Source organism: Lysobacter antibioticus HS124 (assembly GCF_000336385.2).
Lineage (GTDB): Bacteria > Pseudomonadota > Gammaproteobacteria > Xanthomonadales > Xanthomonadaceae > Lysobacter > Lysobacter firmicutimachus.
In genome coordinates, this window is the sequence record NZ_HG424620.1 from 91,313 (window position 1) to 117,293 (window position 25,981).

Annotated in this window: 13 protein-coding genes; 5 read left to right on the top strand and 8 right to left on the bottom strand. The window is 69.5% G+C overall.

Going from position 1 to position 25,981, the window contains the following annotated elements:
• Nucleotides 1-510: 510 nt before the first annotated feature.
• From TX83_RS22200 to lnt, 3 genes are all read left to right on the top strand, one after another.
• Complete coding sequence (locus TX83_RS22200; RefSeq protein ID WP_064750163.1) at nt 511-1,599, top strand: SGNH/GDSL hydrolase family protein; 1,089 nt, start codon at nt 511-513, stop codon at nt 1,597-1,599.
• 81 nt (nt 1,600-1,680) lie between these two features.
• Complete coding sequence (locus TX83_RS22205) at nt 1,681-2,298, top strand: hypothetical protein (RefSeq protein WP_064750177.1); 618 nt, start codon at nt 1,681-1,683, stop codon at nt 2,296-2,298.
• A gap of 24 nt (nt 2,299-2,322) precedes the next feature.
• The gene (gene lnt, locus TX83_RS22210; protein ID WP_222423811.1) at nt 2,323-4,785 is read left to right on the top strand and encodes an apolipoprotein N-acyltransferase; all 2,463 of its coding nucleotides are present in this window, start codon (nt 2,323-2,325) and stop codon (nt 4,783-4,785) included.
• A gap of 67 nt (nt 4,786-4,852) precedes the next feature.
• Here lnt and TX83_RS22215 read toward each other — a convergent pair whose 3' ends face one another.
• The 8 genes from TX83_RS22215 to TX83_RS22250 all read right to left on the bottom strand — a co-directional run bounded on the left by TX83_RS22215 (nt 4,853) and on the right by TX83_RS22250 (nt 23,377).
• A complete protein-coding gene (locus TX83_RS22215; RefSeq protein ID WP_064750164.1) occupies nt 4,853-5,914 on the bottom strand; it encodes a DUF5694 domain-containing protein in 1,062 nt (353 codons plus the stop codon).
• Nucleotides 5,915-6,056: 142 nt separating this feature from the next.
• Nucleotides 6,057-6,818, bottom strand: a complete 762-nt coding sequence (locus tag TX83_RS22220; protein ID WP_064750165.1) for a hypothetical protein — start codon at nt 6,816-6,818, stop codon at nt 6,057-6,059.
• A 43-nt stretch (nt 6,819-6,861) separates the two neighbouring features.
• Nucleotides 6,862-7,875: a M15 family metallopeptidase gene (locus TX83_RS22225; RefSeq protein ID WP_064750166.1), complete on the bottom strand. Its 1,014-nt coding sequence runs from the start codon at nt 7,873-7,875 to the stop codon at nt 6,862-6,864.
• 138 nt (nt 7,876-8,013) lie between these two features.
• Nucleotides 8,014-9,477: an MFS transporter gene (locus tag TX83_RS22230; RefSeq protein ID WP_064750167.1), complete on the bottom strand. Its 1,464-nt coding sequence runs from the start codon at nt 9,475-9,477 to the stop codon at nt 8,014-8,016.
• Entirely contained in the window at nt 9,474-11,177 is a 1,704-nt protein-coding gene (locus TX83_RS22235; protein ID WP_222423812.1) for a phytoene desaturase family protein, read from the bottom strand. The genes TX83_RS22230 and TX83_RS22235 overlap by 4 nt, the downstream gene beginning before the upstream one ends.
• 49 nt (nt 11,178-11,226) lie before the next feature.
• Entirely contained in the window at nt 11,227-13,005 is a 1,779-nt protein-coding gene (locus TX83_RS22240) for a phytoene desaturase family protein (RefSeq protein ID WP_079248387.1), read from the bottom strand.
• Entirely contained in the window at nt 12,995-22,489 is a 9,495-nt protein-coding gene (locus TX83_RS22245; RefSeq protein WP_079248388.1) for an HSAF biosynthetic non-ribosomal peptide synthetase/polyketide synthase, read from the bottom strand. The genes TX83_RS22240 and TX83_RS22245 overlap by 11 nt, the downstream gene beginning before the upstream one ends.
• Nucleotides 22,490-22,588: 99 nt before the next feature.
• The gene (locus TX83_RS22250; protein ID WP_222423813.1) at nt 22,589-23,377 is read right to left on the bottom strand and encodes a sterol desaturase family protein; all 789 of its coding nucleotides are present in this window, start codon (nt 23,375-23,377) and stop codon (nt 22,589-22,591) included.
• Nucleotides 23,378-24,079: 702 nt separating this feature from the next.
• Between TX83_RS22250 and TX83_RS22255 the strand changes: the two genes are divergently transcribed.
• Nucleotides 24,080-24,853 carry a ferredoxin--NADP reductase gene (locus TX83_RS22255; RefSeq protein ID WP_064750169.1) on the top strand — a complete coding sequence of 258 codons (774 nt, stop codon included), beginning with the start codon at nt 24,080-24,082 and terminating at the stop codon, nt 24,851-24,853.
• A gap of 100 nt (nt 24,854-24,953) precedes the next feature.
• The gene (rocF, locus tag TX83_RS22260; RefSeq protein WP_064750170.1) at nt 24,954-25,877 is read left to right on the top strand and encodes an arginase; all 924 of its coding nucleotides are present in this window, start codon (nt 24,954-24,956) and stop codon (nt 25,875-25,877) included.
• The last annotated feature ends 104 nt before the right edge of the window (nt 25,878-25,981 follow it).

Here is a 25,981-nt window from a genome sequence, read left to right on the forward strand (position 1 = left end):
GTCTGATCGGATCGAATCCAAGAGGGCTTGACTATGAAGCGGCGGCTCAAGATCTGGCCGCCGACGCCAACCCAGGTGTCGGACTTGCGGGAAGATTTGGCCCGGATGTCGGCTCGAGGGGCGACGATTGGCTTTGAGGCGAGAACCGCCATCGATGGTTGAAGCTGGTGGTTCTGCGCATTGTTCCGCTGTAAGCCAATGCCTGTGCTCGCCTGCGACGCACAAATCGTAAATGTGCTGATGATCTTCGTAGTTTTGAACAATTCGTAGTTTTGAACAATTGTAGAGACGACGGAGAACACGGGGTGTTTGAAAACGTGACGTCGCTCACTGTGCCTGTTGCAGCGCACATTGCGTCGGCTTGAAACCGTACGCTAGCGTCCGGGGGCGATGACAGGGGGAGAAACGCCCCGGGTTCCGGAGCCTCCTCGTCGTGATTCGGGTTTCGCGTTTTCTCATCGGGCACCGGTCGGTGTCCGTGGCGCATTCCATCTCGAAGGGGAATTACGGATGAAGACTCTGTTCCGCAACAAGGCGGGGCGGTGGCTCTCGGCTGCCGCGCTGCTCGCGCTGTCGGCTCCGGGCCTGGCCAATACGCTCAACCAGAACGTGTCGTGGACCATCGACCGGGCCGGGACCGCGGCCAAGTACCGGGTGGTCGCTTACGGCGATTCGATCTTCGCCGGCTACAACGGTTCGATCAGCAACGCGGCGCGTTATTCGGCGCCGACCGTGGACGCCGAGTACCTGTCGGCGCGCTGGAATGCGGACATCGAAAGCGTGCGCCGGGCCAAATCGGGCGCGGTGGCGCGCGACGTCTACGAGAACAAGATCGTCGCCGAGCGCTCCTACATGCAGGCCGCCTCGACCCGGGTGGTGAGCTTCGAGATGTGCGGCAACGACGGCCTGCAGGCGCGTTCGGCGTTCAAGTCGCAGAGCGGCACCTGCGATTACAGCGGGCTGGATGCGGCGATCAATTCCTGCAAGACCTACGTCGCGGCGGCGATGGACTACATCAACGCCAACGCGCACGCCAATACCCGGCTGAAGGTCATTTCCAACCTGTACTACCCGGGCTACAACGCCGACAACGTGCAGAGCTCGTGCCGCGACGCCGGCACCGGGCAGACGGTGAACCTGCGCGACCGGTTCCTGCCGGCGATCGCCAAGATGAACTACTGGATGTGCGAATACGCGCGCCAGAAGGGCTTCCAGTGCGTGGACAGCTTCGCCCAGTACATGGGCGCGGACTACGACAGCAATGGCGACGGTAAGGTCGACGCCGACGCGCTGCGCTACGTGTCCGGCGAGAGCGAGGCCAGCTACATCAACCGCACCGCGGTGACCCTGCGCTCGACCCTGCGCGACGCCAACGCCAAGTTCGTCTCCTCGTCCAGCTCGTTCGACTACATCCAGTCCGACGACACCCATCCGACCTACACCGGCGGCACGGTATCGGCCGGTCTGTGGGGCGGCAGCACGGGCACCGGCGCGCCGCGCTACTCGAGCTTCAGCAACGGCCGCAGCCCGATCTGGAACCAGTACGGGCACGAGCGCATGGGCTGGGCGTTGTCGGTGTATCAGCCGGCCAATCCCTGATCGGCGCGACCGGCGGAGTACCGAACCGTGGCCGAGCGTCGCCCGCCGCATGCCCCGCCGTCCCGCGCGGACGGCGAGGGCATGCGCGTGATCGACAAGGCGCCCGTCGCCCGCGGCGGCAAGTTGGCGTGGGCGGCGGTCGTCGCGGTGGCGCTGGCACTGGCACTGGCGGGATGGTGGTCGATGCACGAACCGGCTTCCGGCGCTGCCGGCACCGTCGCCCAGGCGGATGCGCCAGGCGATGCGGCGAACGGCGCCAGCGACGAGCGGCTCGCTTCAGCGCCTCGCGCGCCGCGCGACGCGACGCAGGGGAGGCTGGCCATGCCGAACCAAGACCCCGACGATCTGGCCGCTTACTTCCAGCCCGGCGATCCCGAACCTACCGGCGCGCAGGTCATCGAGGCGCTGCAGCAGGCGGGCATCCGCACCGGCCTGGGCGCGTTCAACCCGCCCGGCACCAGCCCGCCGCTGGTCGGGCTGGCGGTGCCGGAGGATTTCGCGCTGCCGCCGGGCTACGTGCGCCACCACCAGGTGACCGACGAGGGCGTGGCGATCGAGCCGATCCTGATGTTCTCGCCCGATTTCGTCCTGCACGACGCGCAGGGCCGGCCGATCGCGATGCCGGCCGACCGGGTCGTGCCGCCGGCGCTGGCGCCGCCCGGCCTGCCGTTGCGGCAGATCCAGATCCCCCCGCGCTAAGACCGCGACACGGAGTTCTTCGACTTGACCACGGAGCGGCTGTCCCAGCCCCGCTGGCGTAGCTACGCCGGCATCCTCGCCACCGCGGTGTTGCTCGGCCTGTACGCTCGCGGCGGCCCCGCCTGGGGACTGGGCTTCGTCGCCCTGGTGCCGTGGCTGCTGGCCTTGAACCGCGTCGGCACCGCCTCGGGCGCGTTGGCCAACGCGGCGTTGATGAGCGTCGCCTTCGTCGCCGCGGTGTTGCATTGGTTCGGTGCGGCGATCGGCGCCTACACCGGCATGGGCGCGGCGACGGCGACCGCGCTGCTGCTGGCGCTGGCGCCGCTGATGCAGCCGCAGTTCCTGGCCTACGCGCTGGTCCGGCAATGGGCCGGACGCCGTTATGGCGTGCTGTTGCGCGCGCTGGCTGCGGCCTGCGCCTGGGTGGCCTGCGAGTGGCTGGCGCCCAAGCTGCTGGGCGACACGCTGGGCCACGGCCTGTTTCCGTCCGCGACGCTGCGCCAGGTCGCCGACCTCGGCGGCGCCGTGGGCCTGACGCTGCTGTTGCTGCTGGTCAACGAGGCGCTGGCGGCCGCGATCGAGCGCCGCGGCCTCGGCGCGCGCGCGTTGCTGAAGCCGCTATGGTTGGGCGCCGGGATCGTGGCCTGCATGGCCGGTTACGGCGCGGTAAGGCGCGACGGCCTGCAGGCGCCGCCGGCCGCCGATGCGCCGACGCTGCGCGTGGCCATGGTCCAGGCGAGCATCACCGATTACGAACGCCTGCGTAAGCAGATCGGCGCCTATGCGGTGGTGCGCAAGGTGCTGGACACGCATTACGCGCTGTCGTGGTCGGCGATCCGCGACCACGGCGCCGACGTGCTGCTGTGGTCGGAAACCGTGTACCCGACCAGCTACGGCAACCCGCGCAGCGAGGACGGCGCGGCGCTGGATCGCGAGATCCAGGGCTTCGTCGATGCCGCGGGCGTGCCGCTGGTGTTCGGTACGTACGATCGCGACGGACAAGGCGAATACAACGCGGCCGCTTTCCTCGAACCGGGCCGCGGTTTGCTCGGCATGTATCGCAAGACCCACCCCTTCCCGTTGACCGAGCACGTGCCGGCCTGGCTGGACGGGCCACGGCTGCGCCGCTGGTTGCCGTGGACCGGCGGCTGGCGCCCGGGCGACGGCGCGCGGGTACTGCCGTTGCGCAGCGCCGACGGGCGCGAGGTCAACGTGGTGCCGCTGATTTGCCTGGACGATGTGGAGACCGACTTGGCCATCGACGGCGCCCGGCTCGGCGCGCAGGCCATCGTCGGCCTGTCCAACGATTCCTGGTTCACCGATTACCCGGTCGGCGCGCGCCTGCACCTGGCGGTGGCGGCCTTCCGCAGCATCGAAACCCGCCTGCCGCAGGTGCGCGTCACCACCAACGGGCTCAGCGCGATCATCGACGACACCGGCGAGGTGTTGGCCAGCACCTCGACCGGCGACCAGGCGGTGTTGACCGCGTTCGTCAGCGCCCGCGATCCGGCGCCGACCCTGATGGTGCGCTGGGGCGATTGGGTCGGGCGTGCCGCGGCGGTGTTCCTGCTCGGCCTGGCGGCGTTCACGCTGTGGCGGACCGCGCGCGGCCGCACCGCTGCCGCCGACGCGGCGCCAGCGACGCTCGAGGTCGTCGTACTGACGCCGTTGTGGCGCGCGGCGAGCGGCGCGCTGCGGCTGTGCGCGGGCGCGGGCTTGCTGTGGCTGGCCGCCGACATGCTGCTGCGCACCGGGCTGCAGATCCAGTCCTTGTCGCAGCTGATGCTGTTCGCCGTGCTGGTGGTCGCGCCGCTCGTGGCGGCGTGGGCGATCGAGCGCAGCTTCGCCGCTCAGGCGCGTGTCGAAGCGAGGTTGCTGGTGCTGGATCGGCGCCGGCAACGGATCGAGCTTCCGCTGGCGTCGATCGTCGCGCTGCGGCCCTGGTACGTCCCGCTGCCGCGCGGCGGCGCCGATCTGCGCCTGGCCGAAGGCCCGCTGTGGTCGCGCGGCCTGGCGCGGGCGAACCCGCGCGCGTTGCAGCGCATGACCGCGGCGGCGGGCGCGCCGTGGCGCCTGGAAGGCCGGTTCGCCGCCGGCCTGGCCGAATTGGCGCAAAGCCGCGCCGACGCGCGCCGGCCGCGGCTCGACCATGCCTTGCTGAAGTTCGGCTTGTTCCCGCTGCTGCTGGCGCTGGTCGCGTTCCGCCTGCACCAGATCATCGCCTTCGGCGGTACGTTCGGCGAGTACTACAGCTACGGGCTGGTCGCCTACCTGACCGGCCTGGCGATCTGGTGGGCCTCGTGGTCGATCGGCCTGATGCTGTTCGCCGCCGCGCTGCGGATCGCGATCGAGGCGGTCGCGGCGCTGGCGGTCGCGCTGCGCAGCGCGCACGCGGCGGCGTTGCGCGACGCGCTGGAGTGGCTGGGGCGGGCGGCGTTCTACCTCGGCGTTCCGGCGTGGCTGGCGATGCGCCTGTTGGCCGTGTGACGGCGAACCGGCGCCTGGCCGGCGGACCGCGCCCGCTGGGACAGCGGGCGACGGCCGGATCGGCGACTCACTTCAGCACTTGCTGCAGGTCGACGATCTCCACGCCCTGCATCTGCCCCAGCAGCGAGTCGAACCAGGGCTTGTGCTGGCTGCCGACGATCGCCAGCACGCGCGCGCCGGGACGCTCGCGGAAGCTGGCGCGGATGTTGGCGACCATGCGCAGGTTGCGGGTTTCCCAGCCGGCGACGTAGACCTGGGCCAGGCGCTGCGGCGAGGCCTCGCGCATCGCTGCGCCGAAATCGCCGTCGGCGACGACGCCGAGCACGTCCGGGCGATTGATGTAGCGGTACAGGGCCAGCATGTCCTGGCCGCGGCGCAGCGCATCGTCGCGTTCGCGCACTGTCTTGGAGGCCTCCTTGGCCGAGGCCCAGGCGGCCATGATCGCCTGGCCGTAGGCCTGCGGGTCGGAGACGTCGACGGCGTCGCCGGTGTGGTCGTCGGTCGGGTGGACCCGCTGCAAGCCGGCGCGCACCGCCAGCGGCGCGGCGATCAGTTCGTTCTCGCTGCGGCCGGCGCGCGCTTTTTCCAGTCGGGCGACGAGCTTGGCGTCGAGGCCGTCGCCGGCGCGGCGTTCGGCGGCCGGCAGGTACAGCCATTGCACCAGGGCCGAGGTCGAATCGCCGGCGGCCAGGAACACCGCGGCCAGACGCCGGCGTTGCGCCGCGCTGGGCTGGGCCGGCCACTGCTTGAGGGTCCGGTTGGCTTCGGCGATCGCCGCCGGCACGTCCAGGCCGGTCGCCGCGCGCGCGTCCGAAGTGTCGCGGCAATAGGGTTTGAAGTCGTCCGCGCTGTAGACGGCCGGGTGGCGCGCGACCAGGTCGCAGCTTTCGCCGGAGATCGACTCGATGGTGATGATCTCGGGCTCGAACGCGGCGACCCGGTCGAGCAGCGGCGCCAGCGCCTTGGCGTCGAAGGTCTTCGGCATGTCCGACAGATGCACGGTGCCGAGCACCAGCACCTGCGCCGGGCGGCCGTGCATGTTCTTGTCCAGCGCCGACAGATCGACCTGCTGCGCCTGCGCCGTCGCGGCCGCCAGCGCCAACCCCCACACCGCCCACTGCTTGCTCATGCTCGCACCGTGTAGAAAACGTCCGGCGACGGTAGGACGGCGGGCGTGCGGCGCGACAGTGCCATGTGTCAGTCGCGGCCGCTGCGCGGAGGCTGCGGGGATTGGGGATTCGAGGTCGAAGGGCCAGCGCTGGAGCGTGGGGTCAGGGGGCGTCGGTGCGGCGCAGGATGCGCTGGCCGTTTTCTTCGAGTACGCGCCAGCGGCCGTCGTGGGAGAGGGCGAGGGTGCGGCGCGGGGCGGTGCCGTCGGCGCCGAGCGAGGGCAGTTGCGCGGCCAGGCCGCTCGACGCCGGCGCGGCGCCGGTGCGCAGCGGTTCGCCCGGGTCGTCGCCGACGTCGCGGATGTGCGCGGGCAAAGGCCGCGTGTCTTCGCGCACGGTGCGGCAGTCGGACGACAGCCACAGTTGCTGGCGCAGCGGGCCGATGCCGTCGGAATGACTGTAGCGGGCCACCGCCGCGCCCTCGGCATCGGCGCCGAACCAGCGGCTGAGATCGCCGGCCTCGCTGCGGCACGCGCGCTGGCCGTCGCGCCAACGCTCGGCGCGGTCGGCGATCAGCCACAGGTCGCCGTCGGCGGCGAAGCCCAGGTCGGCCACCGGCGACTCGGCGAGATGGTCGCTGCGCCGGCCGCTGTCGAGGTCGAGCGTGTGCCAGCGGTTGCCGTCGGCCCAGGCCAGCAGCGCGCGCTGCGGATGGAAGGCGACCGCGCCGGTGCCCGTCAGCGGTTGCGAATCGACGATCGCCGCTGCGCTGGCGGTGGCCGGCGGCGGCCCGGCCAGGCAGGCGGACAAGGCCAGCGGCAAGACCAGGCTCAGCGCGCCGGCGGCGATGCGGGCCCAGCGGCGCCGCGGCGCGGGTTTCGCAGCGCGGCATCGGTCGATCGTGGCGAGACGTTCGGCGTTCATGGCCGAGGCAGTCTAGCGCGCGGATGCGCGGCGGTTCTGCGGATCAAGGCCGCTGGCCGATGCCCATGCGGTCCCAGACCGCTTCCAGCCCGCCCTGGCGATGGCTCTGCTGCATGTGACGCGCATCGCCGGCGTCGAAGCCGGGGTGGTACTCGACATGCGGACGGTCGACCAAGCCTTGCCAATTGCCGCCCCATTCCAGGCCCTGCGACACCGCGATCTGGCCGTAGCGGTCCCAGTTGTTGGTTTCGGCCCAGCTCGGCCGGCCGTTGGCGTCGTTGAACACCACGTCGACCGCGACGCCGTAGTTGTGCCAGGACTGACCGCCGCGCGCGTTGGTGACCCGGTTGCCGGGCGCGGTGCGGCCCTGCGCGTACAGCGCGTCCTGCTCGGGGAAGCTGCGGTAGGCGGTGTCCACGCGCATGTTCATGCCTTCGCGGCGGGCCTGTTCGATCACCGCGGTGACCCGGTTGGCGACCTCTTGGTTGAGGTTGGGGTTGTCCAGGCGGCCGCGCGGATCGGCCGCGTGCAGGTCGAGCACGTTGCGCATCTGGGTGCCGTCGAGTTCTTGCAGCTGCACCCGGGTGGAGATGTTGTCGTAGACGCTGCGCGGCGCGGTCTCGACCGCCAATTGCAGGCTGCCGTCGTTGCGGATGGTGCCGACCGTCCGGCCCTGGGCATCGAGCAGGCGCCCTTGTTCGATGCCGTAAGTGACGCCGTCGAGCGTCAGGGTGCCGGCGTCGGGGGTCAGGCCGCTCGGTGTGGCCTGCGGATTCAGGCTGAGTTCGGCGGCGCCTTGCAGATAGCTCGCGGTGGCGGCGTTGGGCGCGGCGGCGAAGGAATTCAGCGACTCGACTTTCTGCTCGTCGGTCAGCTGGGCGAAATTCCGGTCGGCGACCAGACGGTCCAGCGCAGCCACCGCCTGCGGATTTTCGCGCAACGTTTCGCGCAGTTCGTCTTCGCGCAGCTCGCTCGCGGTCGGTGTGGCCTGGGCCGGATCGCTGGCGTTGGCGGACTGGGTTTCGTTGCTGCGCGATGCGCCGTTGACGCTGTCCATGAGCGGTCCCTCGTCGTAATTGCGCCCCTGTAGGCGCATTGCACGACGCGGCCTGGGCCGGCGCTACCTGGGAACGACCCTAGTCCGGCGCCGATCCAGGCGCCGAACTGCGAGCGGGTTCGCAATTCAGCGCCTGTCTCAGGACTCGGCCGCGGCCGGGCGCAGGTTCAGCACCGGCGAACGGATCGCCGCATAGACCAGCCAGGTCGCGGCCATCGCCAGCGCGGTGGCGAAGAACAACTGGGCGAAGCCGGCGCGGAACAGTTCGCGAGTCGGCGCCGGCAAGGTCTGGGCGGCCAGTTCGCTCAACCGCGCGCCGGCGAACTCGCCGCCGCTGCCGCGCACGTGCATGAGGATCAGCGCCGATCCGGCGGTGGTGACGATCGCCGCGCCCAGCGTGCGCGCGAACGCCATCGCGCCGGTGACCGCGCCGAGCTGCTCGGCCGGTGCGGCGTTCTGCGCGATCACGTTGACCAGCGCGCTGCACGGGCCAGTGCCCAGGCCGACGGCGGCGAACAACAGGGCCGCCGCCAGCGGGCTCAGCGACTGCGCCCACACGCCCATCGCCAGCGCGGCCAGCATCGCGATCGGCAGCGTGGCCAACACCGGGCGCCGATAGTCGCCGCTGCGTGCGGCGTAGCGCCCGGCCCATAACGCGCCGATCGCGCCGGACACCAGCGCCGGCACCAGCAGCAACCCGGCGCGCGAAGCGGGCAGGCCGTGGCCGATCTGGAAGTAGGCCGGAATCAGCACCGCCACGGCGATGTAGAAGCCGTACATGAGCAGACAGACCAGCAAGGCCGGGCCGATCACCGCATCGCGCAGCAACGCCGGCGGCAACATCGGCTCGGCGCTGCGGCCTTGTCGGCGGGCGAACGCCAGCGCGCCCAGCGCGGCCAGGCCGAAGCCGCCGAGCACCGGCGCGGACAGCCACGCGTAGCGGCCGCCGCCCCAGGACAGCGCGGTCAGCAGGGCGCAGGTGGCGAACACGAACAGCGCGGTGCCGGCCAGGTCGATGCGTCCGCCCGGCCGGCCGGCGCCGAGCCGGCGCAACGCGGGTGCGCCGGCCCACAGCGCCAGCGCGCCCAGCGGCAAGTTGATCCAGAACACCGCGCGCCAGCCCAGCGTATCGGTCAGCAAGCCGCCGAGCACCGGTCCGATCAGGCCGGCCAACGCCCACACCATCGCGAACAGTCCGGTGTATCGGCTGCGTTCGCGCGGCCCGGCGATTTCGGCGACCGACGCCTGCGCGATCACGATCAGTCCGGCGCCGCCGACGCCTTGCACGGCGCGTGCGGCGATCAGCGCCGGCAGGCTCGGCGCCAGCGCGCAGGCCAGCGAGCCCAGGACGAACAGCGCGACGCAGGCGTGCATCAGCCGGCGCCGGCCGTGCAGGTCGCCGAGTTTGGCGATCACCGGCGTGGCCGCGGCGGTGGCGAGCAGATAGATCGAGATCGTCCAGCCGAGCAGGTCGATACGCTGCAGTTCGCGCACGATCGCCGGCAGCGCGGTCGCGACCACGGTCTGCTCCAGCGCGCCCAGGAACACCGCCAGCATCAGCCCGCCGACCGCGCGGCGATCCGTCGCCGCGGCCGCGCTCATGCGCCGACCGCCCGCGCCGCGGCCAGTTGCGGAAAGCCCTGCGGCGCCGCCACGCCGTGCGCGGCGGGACCGACCGGTACGATCAGGTGGGTCGGCGGCGGCGCGGTTTCATCGATGCTGGCGGTGAAGTCCTTGCCGTCGTCCTTGCAGATGAAATGCATGACGTGGCGGCCGGCGGCGGCGGCGCGGATGAGACCGCCGGTGGTCGCCCACACGCCGGAGATGTAGAAGTTCGACAAGCCTTGCATCACCGGGCCGTGTTCCTTGATCGCTTCCTCCAGGGTCTCGCCGCTTTCCACGAACGGCTGCCAGCCGAGCACGGTGCCGTCGAAGTTGCCGGTGTAGCGCACCTGGGTCAGCGGGCTGGACACGTCGCGCACGCTGATCGAGTCCTTGAGCCCGGGGTAGCGCTTTTCCAGGAAGCGGATCATGGCGTTGCTGACCCGGCGCTTGGCGGCGTGGTACTCGTGACCGCGCCGCACCGGCAGGGTGTGCAGTTCCTCGCCCTTGCGCACCCGGCTGACCTGCTCGGGGCCTTCGTTGAGCGCGCGCCACGGCGCGATGTCGCAGAAGTAGGTGGCGTAGACGATGCTGGTGCCGTCCGGCGCCAGTTCGGGATAATGCCGGCTGCGGAACTGCACGTTGATGCTGGGATGGCGGATGCCGATCATCTCCTCCGCCTCTTCCGGTTCGAGCAGATACGTGGTGCACGGCTCGCCTTCGGGGAAGGGCTTGTCCAGGCCGAGGAAGGCGATGAAATAGCCCGGAAACACCATGTGCGGTTCGTTGATGGTCTCGGTATAGAGCTTGCGGAAGGTGTCGTTGAGGTAGCGGCCCTTGAGGAAGCGCATCATCGTGGTGTAGCCGTCGGCGGCGGAGACCACGATGTCGGCGCGGAACTCGCGACCGTCGCTCAGGCGCACGCCGACCGCGCGATCGTCCTCGACCAGGATCTCCTCGACCTTGGCGTTGTAGTGCACCTGGCCGCCGAGCCGGCGGTAGCGCGCCTCGATCGATTTGGCCAGGCCCAGCGAACCGCCTTCGGGCACGCCGGCCGAGAGATTCGCGTGCGAGGCGAGCTGGAAGTAGAACGGCAGCACCGGGAAGTTCTGGTGCTTTTCGTAGAGGATGAAATTGAACGCCTCGCGCAGGAACGGGTCCTTGAATTTGGCCGAGTAGTCGGTCATCAGCACCGTGATCGACTTGCGGATGGCGTTGAAGTAGGGGATGAAGGAAGCCAGCATCTTCCAGCGTTCCCAGCGCCCCATCAGCCCGACCGGCTTGAGGAAGGGGTACACCGCCAGCGCCTTGCGGAACTTGCGCAGCCCGCCGACGAAGTCGCGGATCAGCTTGGCGTCGGCCGGCGAGATTTCCAGCAGATGCGCTTCCAGCCGGTCCGGGTCGGAGTAGAAGTACACCACCTGCCCGTTGCTGCCGCGGACGATGTTGAACACGTCGAAGTGGCGCATCTGCTTGCCTTGCAGGGCGCCGAGTTCCATCCAGATCTGGTGCATCTCGTTGCCCGGGCCGTTGCCGAGCAGCCAGCTGATGCAGCAGTCGAAGGTGAAATCGCCGCGCTCCCAGGCGGTGCAGCAGCCGCCGGGGATTTCGTGCATCTCGAAGATCTGGGTCTTGTAGCCGTTCATCTGCGCGTAGCAGCCGGTGGACAGGCCGCCCAGCCCCGCGCCGATGATGATCATGCTTTCTCTGTTGCCCGGTGTATGCGACATGTCCTGGCTTCCTTGGCGGTCAGGCGACGGGCGCCGTTGCGATCGGGGCGGGGGATTCGACGGCGCGCAGTTTCGGCACGCTTCGCTCCAGCGGCGGTCCCTTGTCCAATTGCGGGAAGTGGCCGAGCTGTTCGATCCGCCACGGTGCCGTGTTGCCGCTTTCCCAGGCCTTGAACGGCAGGCCGAATTCCCGGCACAGGAACTGGATCGCGAAGCGGCCGGTGGCGGCGGAGCGGATCAGGCCGCCGCCGCCGACCCAATGGCCGGCCATCGAGAAGCCGCCCAGCCCGCGCAGGCGCATGCGGTCTTTCTTGACCAGATCGGCCATCAGATCGTCGGCTTCCGGCGATTTCCAGGCCAGGATCGCGCCCTTGTAATTGCCGGTGTAGCGTTCGGTCGAGGCTGGAGTGCCGACGTCGACCAGTCGGATGCGCGCGCCCAGGCCGGAGTGGCGGCGTTCGAGGAAGTCGCGCACGAACTCGGCGACCTGGCGCTTGAGCGCCCAGTACTGCTTGCGGTCGCTGCTGCGCAGGCGCTTCCAGTAGTCGTAGTCGCTGAAGTAAGTGCAGTGCAGGATCGAATGACCGGGCGGGGCGAAACCGTCGCAGTAGCGCGAACGCAGCTGCACCACCAGGCTGCCCTGGATCGCGCCGGGCAGGGCTGCGGCGTCCTCGGCCGAGAGCAGGTACGTGGTGCTGTGCGGCGTATCCGGCGGCAGATCGCCCTCGAAGCCGACGAAGGCCGAGACCACGCCCGGGTAGCGCTCGCCCGGCCGATCGAGCACCTGGTCGTAGAGCTTGTCCACGCGCGGATTGCCGTACTTGCCGTCGAGCAGGCTGCGCAGTGCGGTCAGGCCGTCGCAGGCGGCGATCACGTGATCGGCGTAGTGGCGTTCGCCGTTCTTGAGCTCGATACCGACCGCGCGCCCGTTCTCGACCAGGATCCGGCTGACCCGGGCGCGGTAATCGATGCGCCCGCCCAGTTCGAGGTAGCGCGACTCGATCGAGCGCGACAGCCCGAGCGAGCCGCCCTGCGGGAAACCGACGTTGCCGTTGTGCGCCTCGGCGATGTTGTACAGGTAGGGCACCAGCGAGAAATTGCCCGGGTCCTGGAAGAAGATGTTGCGCAAGCCGCGCCGCAGCAACGGGTCCTGGAAACGGTCGGCGAAATCGTTCATCTGGGTCGCGCCGTTGCGCCAGAACAGCCGGAACGCCGGCAACACCTGGCGCAGGGTGGCGTATTTGTCGCGCCAGTTCTCCAGCGGCGGAGGCTTCAGGAACGGATGCAAGGCCATGCCGGCGAAGCGGCGCAAGTCCGCGCAGAACTGCCGGATCAGGGGGGCGTCGACCGGCGACAGCTCGATCAGATGGCGTTCGAGCCGGTCGGGGTCGTTGTAGAAGGTGACCGAGCGGCCGTGCTCGTCGCTGACGGTGTTGAAGCTGTCGAACAGGCGGATCGACTTGCCGTCTAGCGCGCCCAGTTCGCGCCAGACCCGGTTGGCGTCGTTGCCGGCCGCGGTGCCGTTGAGCCATTCGATGCAGTAATCGAAGATGTAGCCCTGGCGCGACCAGGCGGTGCAGCATCCGCCCGGCAACACGTGCTTTTCGAAGATGCGGGTTTCCATGCCGCTCATCTGGCCGTAGCAGCCCGAGGCCAGGCCGGCCACGCCGGCGCCGATCACGATCACGCGCGGCTTGTCGCCGGGACCGCGGGCGCGCGCCTCCCAGCGCGGCCCGACGGGGGATTTGGCGCCGGCGGGCGCCGGCGCTTCGGGGCGGTGTCCGGAATCAGCCGGCATCGCTGACCTCCCCGACCAGGATGCCGCGCGCCAGGGCGGCGTTGAGCGCGATGTAGTCCTGGTCGAGCATGTCGGCGTGCTTGCCGAAGCCCTTGAACACTTCGGTGCGGGTGCTGGAGCTGCCGTGCCAGGTGCCGCGCTGGCCGTTGCCGTAGAACACCACCTTGTCTTCGTCCGAGATCACGCTGACCGGGGCCGAGATCACGCCGGTGTTCGGGGTCTGGCTGCAGAAGCGGATGTAGTCCTTGGCCTGCTGCAGGGTTTCCTCGGCGACGATGTCCGAACCGGTGTGCTTGCGCAGATGTTCGCTGAGTTCGCGTTCGAAGGCCTCGAAGTGCTCGTTGCCGAGTTCGAACGACTCCGGGATCCGGTACGAGTCCATGATCACCACGTTCGGCACCTCGCGGCCGCGGCGCTCCAGTTCCTTGGCTACTTCGAAGGCGAGGTTGCCGCCCAGCGAGTAGCCGAACAGGGTGCAGTGGCCGTCGGCATGGATGCCTTCGATCAGGTCGGCGTAGCTGGCCACCTTCTCGTCGCCGAGGATGTAGTTGAACGAGACGAACTCGTACTCCGGCAGATGCACCGCGAGCTGACGGTAGACCAGGCCGTGGCCGCCGGCGGGCGGGAAGCAGAAGATGGTCTGGCCGTGGCCGACGTTGAAGCGCAGGTAGGGCTGGGCGCCGGCGATGCGGCCGGTGCTGATCGCTTCTACGGTCTTGGCCATGCCGTGCAAGGTGGTGACCTTGAACAGCTGGCTGACCGCGATGGCGATGTTGAACTCGGTCTGCAGGTTGTAGATCAGTTCGATCAGCTTGATCGAGCTGCCGCCGACCTCGAAGAAGTCGTCCTGCAGGCCGACCTGCTCCAGGCCGAGCAGGCGTTGCCAGTGTTCGGCCATGCGCAGTTCGAACAGGGTGGTCGGCGGCTCGAACTCGGCCGCGCCGGCGTTGGCGTCCGGGGCCGGCAGCGCGGCCAGGTCGACCTTGCCGTTGGCCGACAAGGGCAGGGCGTCGAGCTGGACGAAGCGCGCCGGGATCATGAAGGTCGGCAGATAGCTGGCCAGATGCTCGCGCAGCGCGCGCCAGTTCAAGGCCACGCCGGATTCGGCCGGCACGCAATAGGCGCACAGCGAGGCTTCGCCGCGGCCGTCTTCGCGCACGGTCAGCACCGCTTCGCGGATCGCCGGCCAGGCGGCGAGCTGGGATTCGATCTCGCCGATCTCGACCCGGTGCCCGCGCACCTTGACCTGGCTGTCGACGCGGCCGATCAGTTGCACTTCGCCGGACGCGCTCCAGCGCGCCAGATCGCCCGTGCGGTACAGCCGGCGCAGGCGGCCGTCGCCGAGTTCGAGCTCGACGAAGCGCTGCGCGGTCTGCGCATCGTCGCCGACGTAGCCGGCGCTGACGCCGGCGCCGCCGATCCACAGCTCGCCCGGCACCCCGGCCGGCACCGGCTGGCGGTGCGCATCGAGGATGTACAGCTCGCTGTTCGGGAACGGCCGGCCGATCGGCACCATGCGGCTGGGATCGAGGTCGTCGGTCGGGCCTTCGAAGTAGGTGCTGTCGATGGTCGCTTCGCTGAGGCCGTAGGAGTTCACCACCCGGCTGGACGGCCCGGCCAGGGCGCGCAGGCGCCGGTACTCCTCCACCTTCCACACGTCCGAGCCGACCGCGAGCAGGCGCATGAAGTCCAGGCGCTTGCCTTCGCGTTCGCAATAGTCCATCACCGAGCGCACCACCGCCGGCACGAACTCGGCGGCGTCGACCCGCTCGTCGAGCATGGTCCGGTACAGGCGCTCGGTGTTGAACAGCAGTTCGCGCGGCACCAGCACCAGCTTGGCGCCGGAGCACAGCGCCCGCACCAGGTCGCCGGCGAACACGTCGAAGGAGAAGCTGGCCATCTGCAGATGGGCCTGGGTCTCGCCCAAGCGGTATTCGCGCTGCCAGCCGGCGTAGGCCGAGGCCAGGTTGGCGTGGGTGACCCGCACCGCCTTGGGCTTGCCGGTGGAGCCGGAGGTGTAGATGACGTAGGCGGTCGCGGACAGCGGCACGGCCAGATCCAGGGCCGAGGCGTCGGTGTCGGCGTCGGCGATCAGGTGCAGGTCGTCCGGGGTCAGCACCTCGCCGCCCCAGCCGGCCAGGCGCGCGCGGCGGGTTTCGTCGACCACGGCGAATCTGGCCTCGGCGTGCGTGGCCATATAGGCCAGGCGCTCAGCGGGGTAGTCCGGGTCCAGCGGCAGGTAGGCGCCGCCGGCCTTGAGCACGGCCAGCAGGGTCACGATCAGCTCGGGCGACTTGTCCAGGCACAACGCCACCACGGTGCCTTCGCCGACGCCGAGCTCGCGCAGCTTGCGCGCCAGGCGGTTGGAGCGCCGCTCCAACTCGCCGTAGCCGAGCTGGCGCACCGCGCCGGATTCGCTCGGCGCCGACACCGCGATCGCGTCGGGACGGGCGCGGGCGATCTCGCCGATCAGTTCGTGCGCCGGGCGATCGGCGGCGACGGTGTCGGCCGCGCCGCTCCACTGTTCCAGCACCGTGCGGCGCTCGTCGTCGCCGAGCAAGCGCAGCCGGGCGATCGAGGTCGTGGCCGGGGCCCGGGTCAGTTCCTCGAGCAGGTTGACGTAGTGTCCGGCCAGGCGCTGCATGGTCTGCGGCAGGAACAGGTCGGTGTTGTACTTGAACACGCAGTGGAAGCGCTGGTCGGCTTCGTCCTCGTAGGCCGACAGGGTCAGGTCGAACTGGCCTTCCTCTTCCGGCAGTTCGATGTACTCCAGGCGATAGCCGTATTTCTCGGTCGCGACCTTGTGCGCGAGCAGGATGAACATCGCCTGGAACACCGCCGAGCGGCTCGGATCGTGCTGCAGGCCGAGCTTCTCGACCAGCAGCACGAACGGGTACTCCTGGTTGTCCAGGCCGTTGAGCACGATGCGCTGCACCTGCGCCAGCAGCTCGGCGATGTTCGGCTGCGAAGCCAGGTTGACGTGCAGCGGCAGCGGATTGACGAAGTAGCCGTAGACCTGGGCGAACTCCTCCTGGGTGCGGCCCATGACCGGGCTGCCGACGATCACGTCGTCCTGGCCGGTGTAGCGGTGCAGCAACAGGTAGTAGGCGCTCAGCAGCACCATGAACACGGTGACGCCGTTGTCGCGCGCCAGCTGGTGGATGCGCGCGCTGAGCTCGGGGTCGAGGGCGAAGAACTCCGATGCGCCGTTGTGGGTCTGCACGATCGGGCGCGGCTTGTCGGTCGGCAGGTTGAGGATCGGCACCTGCGCGGGCAGGTGGTCCTGCCAGTAGTCCAGCATCTTGGCCGCGTCGCGGGTGGCGAGGAAACGGTTCTGCCAGTTGAGGAAATCGAGATAGCGCGCGCGCACCGGCGCCAGCTCGACCTGTTCGCCGCGGCGCAGGCCCTCGTAGATCTCCAGCAGTTCCTCGATGAAGGTGAAGGTGGAGATCGCGTCCGAAATGATGTGGTGGACGGCCTTCATGATCACCCAGCGGTCCTTGCCGCGCTTGAACAGGCGGAAGCGCACCAGCGGGTCGTGCTCGAGGTCGTAGGGCTTGCGGTACTCGCGGATGATCTGCTGGTAGACCTCGTCCCAGGGCTTGTCCTGGACGTCGAACAGGGCCAGGTCGTGCTTGCCTTCGGCCGAGATCTTCTGCACCGCCTGGCCCTGGTCGAGCATGAAGTTCGCGCGCAGGCTGGGATGGCGCGCGATCAGCCGGCGCACGGCCTCGAACATCAGTTCCGGTTCCAGTTCGGTGCGCACCTCCACCGCGCCGCCGATGTTGTAGGCGAAGCCGTCGGGGTTGAGCTGCTTGAGGAACCACAGCGCGTTCTGGTTCTGGGTCAGTGGGTAACGGGTTTCGTCGCTGTGGGCGACGAAGCCCGAGTCGCCGGCGTCTTCGCCGTCGCCCGCGACCAGTTCGGCCAGGCCGGCGTAGAGCTGGTCGCCGAGGGTGCCGATCGAGCTGCTGCTGAGCAGGGTGACCACCGGCAGGGCGACCTTGAGCTCGGTGTGGATGCGCGCGCGCAGCTCCATCGCCAGCAGCGAATCCAGGCCGAGCGCGTTGAGGCTGGCGTCGGTGTCGATCTGCTCGCTCTTGATCCGCATCACCTGGGCGATCAGGGCGTGGAAGCGCTCGTCGAGCAGGCGCCGGCGGGTGTCGCCATCGGCGGCGCGGAAGGTTTCGACGAAGCTGCCGCGCTCGCCGCTGTCGGCGCCGGCGCCGTGCTTGGCCAGTTCGCTCACCAACGGCGGCGGCGAGGCGTACCAGGCGAGGAAGATCGGCCAGTCGACCACGGTCGCGACCAACAACTGGGCGCGGTCCTGGCCGATGACGCGTTCGAGCACGTCCATGCCGGCGTCGGGCGAGAGCGAGCTCATGCCGCGGCTGTTGCGGTAATGGTCGATCAGGCCGAGCTCTTCGATCATGCCGGTGGCCCACGGGCCCCAGTCCAGGCTCAGCGCCGGCAGGCCGAGCGCGCGGCGATGGTGGGCGAGGGCGTCGAGGAAGGCGTTGCCGGCGGCGTAGTTGGTCTGGCCGGCGGTGGTCACCAGCGAAGCGATCGAGGCGAACAGGACGAAGTGCTCCAGCGGCTGGTCGATCAGGTGCCGATGCAGCAGCCAGCCGCCGATCACCTTGGGGTCGTAGACCGGGTCGAAGGCATCGCGGGTCATTTCGCCGAGCAGGGTGTCGCGGACCTGGCCGGCCAGGTGGAAAGCGCCGCGGATCGGCGGCAGGTCGCGTTGCTTGTAGTCCTGCAGCCAGGCTGCCAGCGCGCCTTCGTCGGTGACGTCGAGCTGGGCCAGGATCGGTTCGGCGCCGAGCAGCTCCAACTGCTTGATGAAGCGTACGTTGCGGCCGATCGCGCTGGCCGGATCGGTGTCGCGCCATTGCGCGCGCGGCGGCAGTTTGCTGCGGCCGACCAGGATCAGCTTGCGCGCGCCGCGCTTGACCAGGGTGCGGCAGAGCAGGCGGCCCAGCGCGCCGAACGCGCCGGTCACCAGGTAGGCGCCGTCGGCGCGCAGGCGCAACGGCAACGGCTTGTTCAGCCCAGCGGCCGGCTGCAGACGGCTGGTGTAGCGCTTGCCGTCGCGCAGGGCGATCTCGTCCTCGTCTTGCTGCAGCACTTCGGCGAGCAGGGCCTGGGCTTCGCTGCGGCGCGCGGCGTCGGCGGCCTCCGCGGTTTCCTCGCCGGCGGCCTGCAGGTCGATCAGCTTGCCGCGCTGGGCGACCAGCTCCTGATACCACAACACCCGGCCGATGCCCCAGGCCGGCGCGCCCAGCGGTTCGACGTCGTCGCGGTCGGCCACCGCCTGCGCGGCGCGGGTCGCCACGTGCAGACGCGCATCGGGCTGCGAAGCCAGCAGCGATTGGCTCAGCGCGATGAGCGAATAGGCGCCGCGGGCGTTGCCCGCCTTGAGTTCGGTCGCGTCGACCTGTTCCAGGTGCGGCTGGTCGAGATTCCACAAGTGCACGACCCGGGCGAACGCGCCTTCACCGGCCTTGGCCAGGTCGGCGAACAGGCGCTGCAGGTCCTTGAACGCACCCGGCACCACGGTCGATTCGCGCAGATCCTTTTCCAGCTTGTAGCGCTTGCCGGGGCGGACGATGTGCACGCGCTCGCCGCGCGCCTGGGCCAGCGTCGCCAGTTCGTCGCCCACGCCCTGGGCGTCGGCGAGGATCAGCCAGCCCGCCGCGGCGCTCTCGTCGGCCGGCGCCGCTTCGTCTACGGCTGCAGCGACGGTTTCGTCGGCGGCCGCGATCGGCGGCAGTTCGACCCAGCGGGTTTCGGCCAGCCAGTTGTCGATCGTCGCCAGGTTGACCTTGGCGCTGGCGTTCTCGACGTTGGCGGCGCGGAAGCCGGCGACATGGCCGAGCGGCGCGCCATGCTCGTCGTAGACGGCGATGTCGCCGATCAGCTCGTCGCCGCCGTCGTGGCGCACGCTGGCATGCACCCACAGGGCGCGGTCGCCGATCGCGTCGGTGCGCACTTCCTCGATCGACAGCGGCAAGCGAATGCCGGTGTCTGCGGGGCCGTCTTCGGCTTGCTGCAGGATCTGCGGCGTCAGCAGGGTCTGGAAGCAGGCGTCGAGCATGGCCGGATGGAAATGGTGGCCGGCGGCGTCGCCGTGCAGGCGTTCGGTCGGCACGATCCGGGCCAGGGCTTCGCCGCGGCCGACCCAGACTTCCTCGATGCCTTGGAACGCCGGGCCGTAGTGATAGCCCATCTTCGCCAGCGCGTCGTAACAGGCCGAGCGCGCCAGGAACAGCGGGCTGCGTTCGCGCACCGCGCGCAGGTCCAGGGGCGCGCCGGTGCGCCGGCCCTGGCTGGCGCGCACGCTGCCGCTGGCGTGGACGGTGCGATCCTGGCCGTCGGCGGACAGGCTGGAGACCTGGAACGTCGCGCCGTCGGAGGCGAACGACAGCTGCACCGTCGCCGCTTCGGCGTCGGACAGGAACAGCGCCTTGCGCAGTTCGATGTCGGCGATCGCGGCCTCGTGGCCGCCGGTCAGCGCGCGCACCGCCTGGGTCGCCATCTCGATGTAGCCGGCGGCGGGGAACAGCACGTTGCCCTGGATGCGATGGTCTTCCAGGTACGGCATGCGCTCGGCGTCGAGCTTGGCTTCCCAGGTCGGTTCGGCGACGGCCATGCGCCGGCCGAGCAGGCCGTGGTCGAGCTGGCCGAGGCGGACCTGTTCGACCGGGCGCGGCTCGACCCAGTAGCGGTCGCGCTTGAACGGATAGCGCGGCAGCGGCAGCGGACGGCCCTGCGGATGCAGCGCGCTCCAGTCGATGGCCGCGCCGAGGTTGTGCAGGCCGCCCAGCGAGGCGGCGAAGCGCGCGGCTTCGTCTTCCTGGCGACGGATCGAGGGCAGGCTGCGCGCGCTGGCGCCGCGCGCGGCGAAGCATTCGTTGATCGAATGACCGAGCACCGGGTGCGGGCCGATCTCCAGGAACAGGTCGTAGCCGTCGTGGGCCATCTGGTCGATCGCGGCGCGGAAGCCGACGCTGTTGCGCACGTTCTCCCACCAGTATCCGGCGTCGAGTTCGTGGCCGGCGGCGATGCCGGGCTTGGCGGTCATGTACAGCGGCACCTGCGCCGGATGCGGCGCCAGCCCGTCCAGCGATTCCAGCAGCTCGTCCTTGATCAGGTCCATCTTGGCGCTGTGATAGGGCACGCGCACGGCCAGGAACTTGGCGAACAGCTGCTCGGCCTGCAGCTTCTCGGCCAGTTCGGCCAGCGCGTCCTGATCGCCGGCCAGGGTGATCGCGGTCGGGCTGTTGACCGCGGCGACCGAGACCCGGTCGCCGTAGGGGCGCACTCGGCGCAGCGCTTCGGCTTCGGTCAGGCTGACCGCGAGCATGGTGCCGGTGTCGACCAGCTTCTGCTGCAGGCGGCTGCGGTGCACGACCACCCGCACCGCCTGTTCCAGGGTGTAGACGCCGGCCTCGTAGAAGGCCGCGACTTCGCCGGTGCTGTGGCCGACGATCGCGTCGGGACGTACGCCCTTGGCCCGCCACATCGCCGCCAGGGCGATCTGCACGGCGAAATTGGCCGGCTGCGCCAGCCAGGTCTCGCTCATCTTCGAATCGGCTTCGGCGGCGTTCATCTCCGCGATCAGCGACCAGTCGACATGCTTGGCCAGTTCGCGATCGCAGCGCTCGATGACCTCGCGGTAGACCGGTTCGTTCTCGAACAACTGCCGACCCATCGCCCACCACTGCGGGCCCATGCCGGTGAACACCCAGGCCAGCTTCGGCGGCGTCGCGCGGCGTTCGTCGGCGACCAGGTGCGGATGCGCTTCGCCGGCGGCGAATGCGGCCAGGCGCTCGCGCAGCGATTCGCGGCTGTCGTAGACGATCGACAGGCGCGACTCCAAGTGCTGGCGGCGATGGGCGAGGGTGTAGCCCAGGTCGCGCAGATCGACGGCCTCGTCGCCTTCGCGATCCAGTTCGCGGGCGATGCCTGCGGCCAGCGCCGGCAGCACCGAGGCGTCGCGCGCGCTCAACGGCAGCACGTTGTAGCCGCCTGCGGCGCGGCCGGCGCTGTCGTCGGCGGTCGTCGCCCGCGGCGCGCGCGCCGGCGCCTCTTCCAGCAGCACGTGCGCGTTGGTGCCGCCGAAACCGAACGAGTTGACGCCGGCGCGCGCCGGGCCCTCATGCGCCGGCCACGGCGTGACCTGGGTCGGGATCTTGTACGGCATCGAGGCCAGGTCGATGTCCGGGTTGACCGTCTGCAGGTTGATGTGCGGCGGAATGGTCTTGTGCTTGAGCGCGAGCGCGGTCTTGATCAGGCCGGCGACGCCGGCGGCGGCCTCGGTGTGGCCGATGTTGGTCTTCACCGAACCCACATAGCATTCGTCGCCCGGCTTGCGCCCGACCGCCAGCGCGCGGCCCAGCGCCTTGGCCTCGATCGGGTCGCCGACCGGGGTCGAGGTGCCGTGCGCTTCCATGTATTGCAGGCTGCCCGGGGCGATGCCGGCCTCGCGGCAGACGCGTTCGATCAGCGCCACCTGGGCGTCGGGGTTGGGCACGGTAATGCCGTTGCTGTGGCCGTCCTGGTTGACGCCGGTGCCGACGATCACCGCGTAGATCGGGTCGCCGTCGCGCACCGCGTCGTCCAGGCGCTTGAGCGCGACCAGGCCGACGCCTTCGGCGCGTACGTAGCCGTTGGCGGCGGCGTCGAAGGTGCGCGACTTGCCTTCCGGCGACAGGAAGCCGCCCTTGGTTTCGGCGATGGTGTACTGCGGGGTCATGTGCAGCAGGGTGCCGCCGGCCAGGGCCAGGCTGGTCTCGCGCCGGCGCAGGCTCTGGCAGGCCAGGTGCACCGCGACCAGCGAAGAACTGCAGGCGGTGTCGATCGACAGGCTGGGGCCGCGGAAGTCGAAGCAGTACGAGATCCGGTTCGACGCCATCGTCATCATCGTGCCGGTCGCGGTGTGCGCGGCCAGGGTCTCGAAGCTGAGGTCGGCGAACTGGACGATCTTGTAGTCCAGGGTGAAGGCGCCGACGAACACGCCGATGTCGCGGCCGGCCAGTTCGGCCGGCTTCTGGCCGCCGTCTTCCAGGGCTTCCCAGGCCACTTCCAGCAGCTTGCGTTGCTGCGGGTCCATGTAGTCGGCTTCGCGCGGGCTGATGCCGAAGAACGCCGGATCGAATTCGTCGAAGCCGTCGATGTAGCCGCCGCGGCCGCCGACCAGGCGGCCGGGCTTGCTCTTGTCGCGGCTGCCCAGGGTAGCCACGTCGTAGCGGTTGAGCGGCGTATCGGTGAGGCAGTCCTTGCCTTCGATCAGGTTCTGCCAGAAGCCGCGATGGTCGCAGGCGCCGCCGGGCAGGCGGCAGCCGATGCCGACGATGGCGATGCGCTCGAGCGGCTCGTGGGCGCGGTCGGCGGCCGCTTGCGCGGCGGCTTCGGCGGCTGCGGGCGCGGCGCCGTCGGCGTGGTCGCGGTGGGGGGCGTTCTTGCTGGGGTCCGTCATGATCGAGTCCTTAGTTCTTTACGTCTGGCGACGCCGGGGAGGTGAGGGACGGGCGAGGGGAGGCGTGGCGCCGATGCGCGCCATCGGGGAACGCTTCGCTCAGGACGCGCGCTTCTTGCGCGGCCGCAGCGGATGGATCAGGGTCGAGAACACCGCGCCGGTGCGCGGAAACGAACCGGGATCGAACAGGCCGATCCCGCGCGGCCGCCGATCCGGCCGCCAGGTGTAGCTGCCGAACAACCGGTCCCAGATCGACAGATCCGAGCCGAAGTGGCCGGCTTCGCTGCGGTCGCAGCTGTGATGCATGCGATGCAGCTCGGGGCTGGCGAGCACTTGGTTGAGCCAGCCCAGGCGCACGTCGATGTTGGCGTGGACGAAGTAGCCCTGGGCGATGACGAAGATGCCGACCGCGAACAGCGAGGGCGCCGAGAAGCCGGCCAAGGCCAGCGGCAACTGCACCGTGAACTGCGACAGCACCACGTCGAACACGTGATTGACGCCGTTGTTGGCGACGTTGACCTTGTCCGGCACGTGGTGCACGCCGTGCAGGCGCCACAGCAGCGGAATGTCGTGGCCGGCGCGATGGATCGCGTAGCTGGCCAGCGAACTCAACAGCAGCGCGAGCGGGATCTCGGCCCACAACGGCAGGGTCGGATGCAGGGGCGACAGCGCCGCCACCGCCGCGGCGACCGGCAATTGGGCCAGCGCGCCGGCCGCCACGGTGAGCACGAAGTAGACCGCGTACAGGCCCCACTCGCGTCCGCTCGGCTGCCATGCGCGCTCGTACGGAATAATAAATTCGAGTATCGCCAGGTAGAAAATGCTGGCGAATACGAAGGCGAAACTGGCCGGACCCGGGTCCCAGTCCAGGATTAATCCGGCGCTCACATAAACCGCTACCGCCAGCATCAGCAAAGGATGGGCGATATAACGCAGCCGGTCGCGCCAAGGCTGCGCCGGCGCGACCGCCGTCGTTTTTCCGGACGTGGCGTGAAAATGCGGTGAAACCGAATCTTCGAGTTTCTGGTCACAATTCTCTAGCGCGACGCCAATCACCATTCGCTCGGAGTCGGGAGGCGCGCTCATGAGAATATTTCCGCAATATTCGCGAATATGCGCCGCGAATCCCGCGGCGCGCGGCGCGGGTGCGATGCGTCCGTCGAGCGCACGGCGCAAGTGGCTGATTTTTTTGCGGCAATGCCTGACTGCTGGACGTCCATGCGAGCCTCAGGGGTGACCAAGAGCGTCAGCTGACGCATGCGGTCAGCGCATGGTCGCTGGTGGGCAGAAGGGGATTCGAAGCGAACGCCGATTTAATCGGCCGGATTACTCGGGCGGCTAATAATCGACGCAAGCGCGAGTCGCCGTCAAAGGCGCAGTCCCGCTGCGCGAGTGACGCCGATCATTCTTTGGAACATTGATTCCCAAGTGGGAAATATTATGTGCTGGTATTGGTGGGCCGAATCGCCGCCGGCGACGATGCGAGCCGCGCGCGCTGGCACCCAATAATGACGCCCGCACGTCAGACGCGTGACGAATATCGTCCCGCGCGGATGCGGCCGGGATTTTCCATAACAAGGAGTCAGGACGATGCAGTTGGCGACAGAACGCGTCATCGAGGTCAAGCACTGGAACGACAGCCTTTTCAGCTTCCGCACCACCCGCGACCCCGGCTTCCGCTTCGACAGCGGCCACTTCGTCATGGTCGGCCTGGAGGTCGAGGGCCGGCCGCTGATGCGCGCTTACTCGATCGCCAGCGCGCACTACGAAGAGCATCTGGAGTTCTTCAGCATCAAGGTGCCCGACGGCCCGCTGACCTCGCGCCTGCAGCACATCGCCAACGGCGACTCGATCCTGGTCAGCCGCCGGCCCACCGGTACGCTGGTGCTCAACGATCTCAATCCGGGCAAGCGCCTGTACCTGCTCGGCACCGGTACCGGCCTGGCGCCGTTCCTGAGCATCGTCCGCGACCCGGCCACCTACGAGCGCTTCGAGACCGTGGTCCTGGCGCACGGCGTGCGCCATGTCAGCGATCTGGCTTATGCCGACTTCCTCGAACGCGAGTTGCCCGCGCACGAGTTCCTGGGCGAGGCCGTGCGCCGCCAGCTCAAGTACTACCCGAGCGTCACCCGCGAGCCGTTCCGCAACCGCGGCCGGATCACCGATGCGATCGCCGACGGCCTGATGGCGCAGACCCTCGGCCTGCCGCCGCTGAATCCGTTGGAAGACCGGGTGATGCTGTGCGGCAGCCCGCAGATGCTCGAAGACACTTCGACCTTGCTGGAAGGACGCGGCTTCAAGCCTTCGCCGCGCACCCGCGAGCCGGGCGACTTCGTGATCGAGCGCGCCTTCGTGGAGAAGTGACCCGGCCGCGCGCTCCGCGCCGGCCGTTTCCATCCCCCGCCATCGCCATCGTTGCCTTGCCGGCGGCGCGGCGTTGCGCCCCTGCCTGAGGATTCGCACCATGACTCGCACTGCCACGCCGGTCAGTCTGATCGGCGCGCCCACCGACGTCGGCGCCGGCGCGCGCGGCGCCCGCCTGGGGCCGGAAGCCCTGCGCATCGCCGGCCTGACCGAAGCCCTGCGCGGGCTCGGCCTCGACGTCGCCGACCGCGGCAACCTCGACGGTCCGCCCAACCCCTGGTCGGCGCCGGTCGGCGGCTATCGCCATCTCGACGAAGTGGTGGCCTGGAACCGCAATGTGATGGACGCGGTCGCCGCGGAACTGCGCGAAGAGCGCATGCCGATCCTGCTCGGCGGCGACCATTGCCTGGGCCTGGGCTCGATCACCGCGGTCGCGCGCCATTGCCGCGAACGGCGCAAGAAGCTGCGCGTGTTGTGGCTGGACGCGCACGCCGACTTCAACACCCACGAGATCACCCCGACCGGCAACCTGCACGGCATGCCGGTGGCCTGCCTGATCGGCATGGGGCCGCCGTGCCTGACCCGGCTCGGCGGCGAAGCGCCGGCGATGCAGGTCGGCGAGATGCGCCAGATCGGTACGCGCTCGGTCGATCCGGGCGAGAGGCAGCTGATCAAGCAGCTCGGCCTGCCGGTGTACGACATGCGCCGGATCGGCGACATCGGCATCAAGCGGGTGATGGAGGAAGCGTTGGACGGCGTGGACGCCGACACTCATCTGCACGTCAGCTTCGATGTCGACTTCCTCGACCCCAGCATCGCGCCCGGTGTCGGCACCGTGGTCGCCGGCGGACCGAACTACCGCGAGGCGCAACTGGCGATGGAGATGATCGCCGAAAGCGGCTGCATGGGCTCGCTGGACATCGTCGAACTCAACCCGATCCTGGATCGCGACAATCACACCGCCCTGGTCGCGATCGATCTGGTCGAGAGCCTGTTCGGCAAGTCGACGCTGGTGCGGGCTTGATGGGCCGGGATTGGAGATTCGGGATTGGAGATTGGAGATTGGGGATTGGAGATTGGGGATTGGGGATTGGGGATTGGGGATTGGGGATTGGGGATTGGGGATTG

What these genes read in the sequence shown, in the direction of transcription:
- TX83_RS22200 (WP_064750163.1), top strand. Translation starts at nt 511, where the DNA reads ATGAAGACTCTGTTCCGCAACAAGGCGGGGCGGTGGCTCTCGGCTGCC.
- TX83_RS22205 (WP_064750177.1), top strand. Translation starts at nt 1,681, where the DNA reads ATGCGCGTGATCGACAAGGCGCCCGTCGCCCGCGGCGGCAAGTTGGCG.
- TX83_RS22215 (WP_064750164.1), bottom strand. Translation starts at nt 5,914, where the DNA reads ATGAGCAAGCAGTGGGCGGTGTGGGGGTTGGCGCTGGCGGCCGCGACG.
- TX83_RS22220 (WP_064750165.1), bottom strand. Translation starts at nt 6,818, where the DNA reads ATGAACGCCGAACGTCTCGCCACGATCGACCGATGCCGCGCTGCGAAA.
- TX83_RS22225 (WP_064750166.1), bottom strand. Translation starts at nt 7,875, where the DNA reads ATGGACAGCGTCAACGGCGCATCGCGCAGCAACGAAACCCAGTCCGCC.
- TX83_RS22230 (WP_064750167.1), bottom strand. Translation starts at nt 9,477, where the DNA reads ATGAGCGCGGCCGCGGCGACGGATCGCCGCGCGGTCGGCGGGCTGATG.
- TX83_RS22235 (WP_222423812.1), bottom strand. Translation starts at nt 11,177, where the DNA reads ATGATCATCATCGGCGCGGGGCTGGGCGGCCTGTCCACCGGCTGCTAC.
- TX83_RS22240 (WP_079248387.1), bottom strand. Translation starts at nt 13,005, where the DNA reads ATGCCGGCTGATTCCGGACACCGCCCCGAAGCGCCGGCGCCCGCCGGC.
- TX83_RS22245 (WP_079248388.1), bottom strand. Translation starts at nt 22,489, where the DNA reads ATGACGGACCCCAGCAAGAACGCCCCCCACCGCGACCACGCCGACGGC.
- TX83_RS22255 (WP_064750169.1), top strand. Translation starts at nt 24,080, where the DNA reads ATGCAGTTGGCGACAGAACGCGTCATCGAGGTCAAGCACTGGAACGAC.
- rocF (WP_064750170.1), top strand. Translation starts at nt 24,954, where the DNA reads ATGACTCGCACTGCCACGCCGGTCAGTCTGATCGGCGCGCCCACCGAC.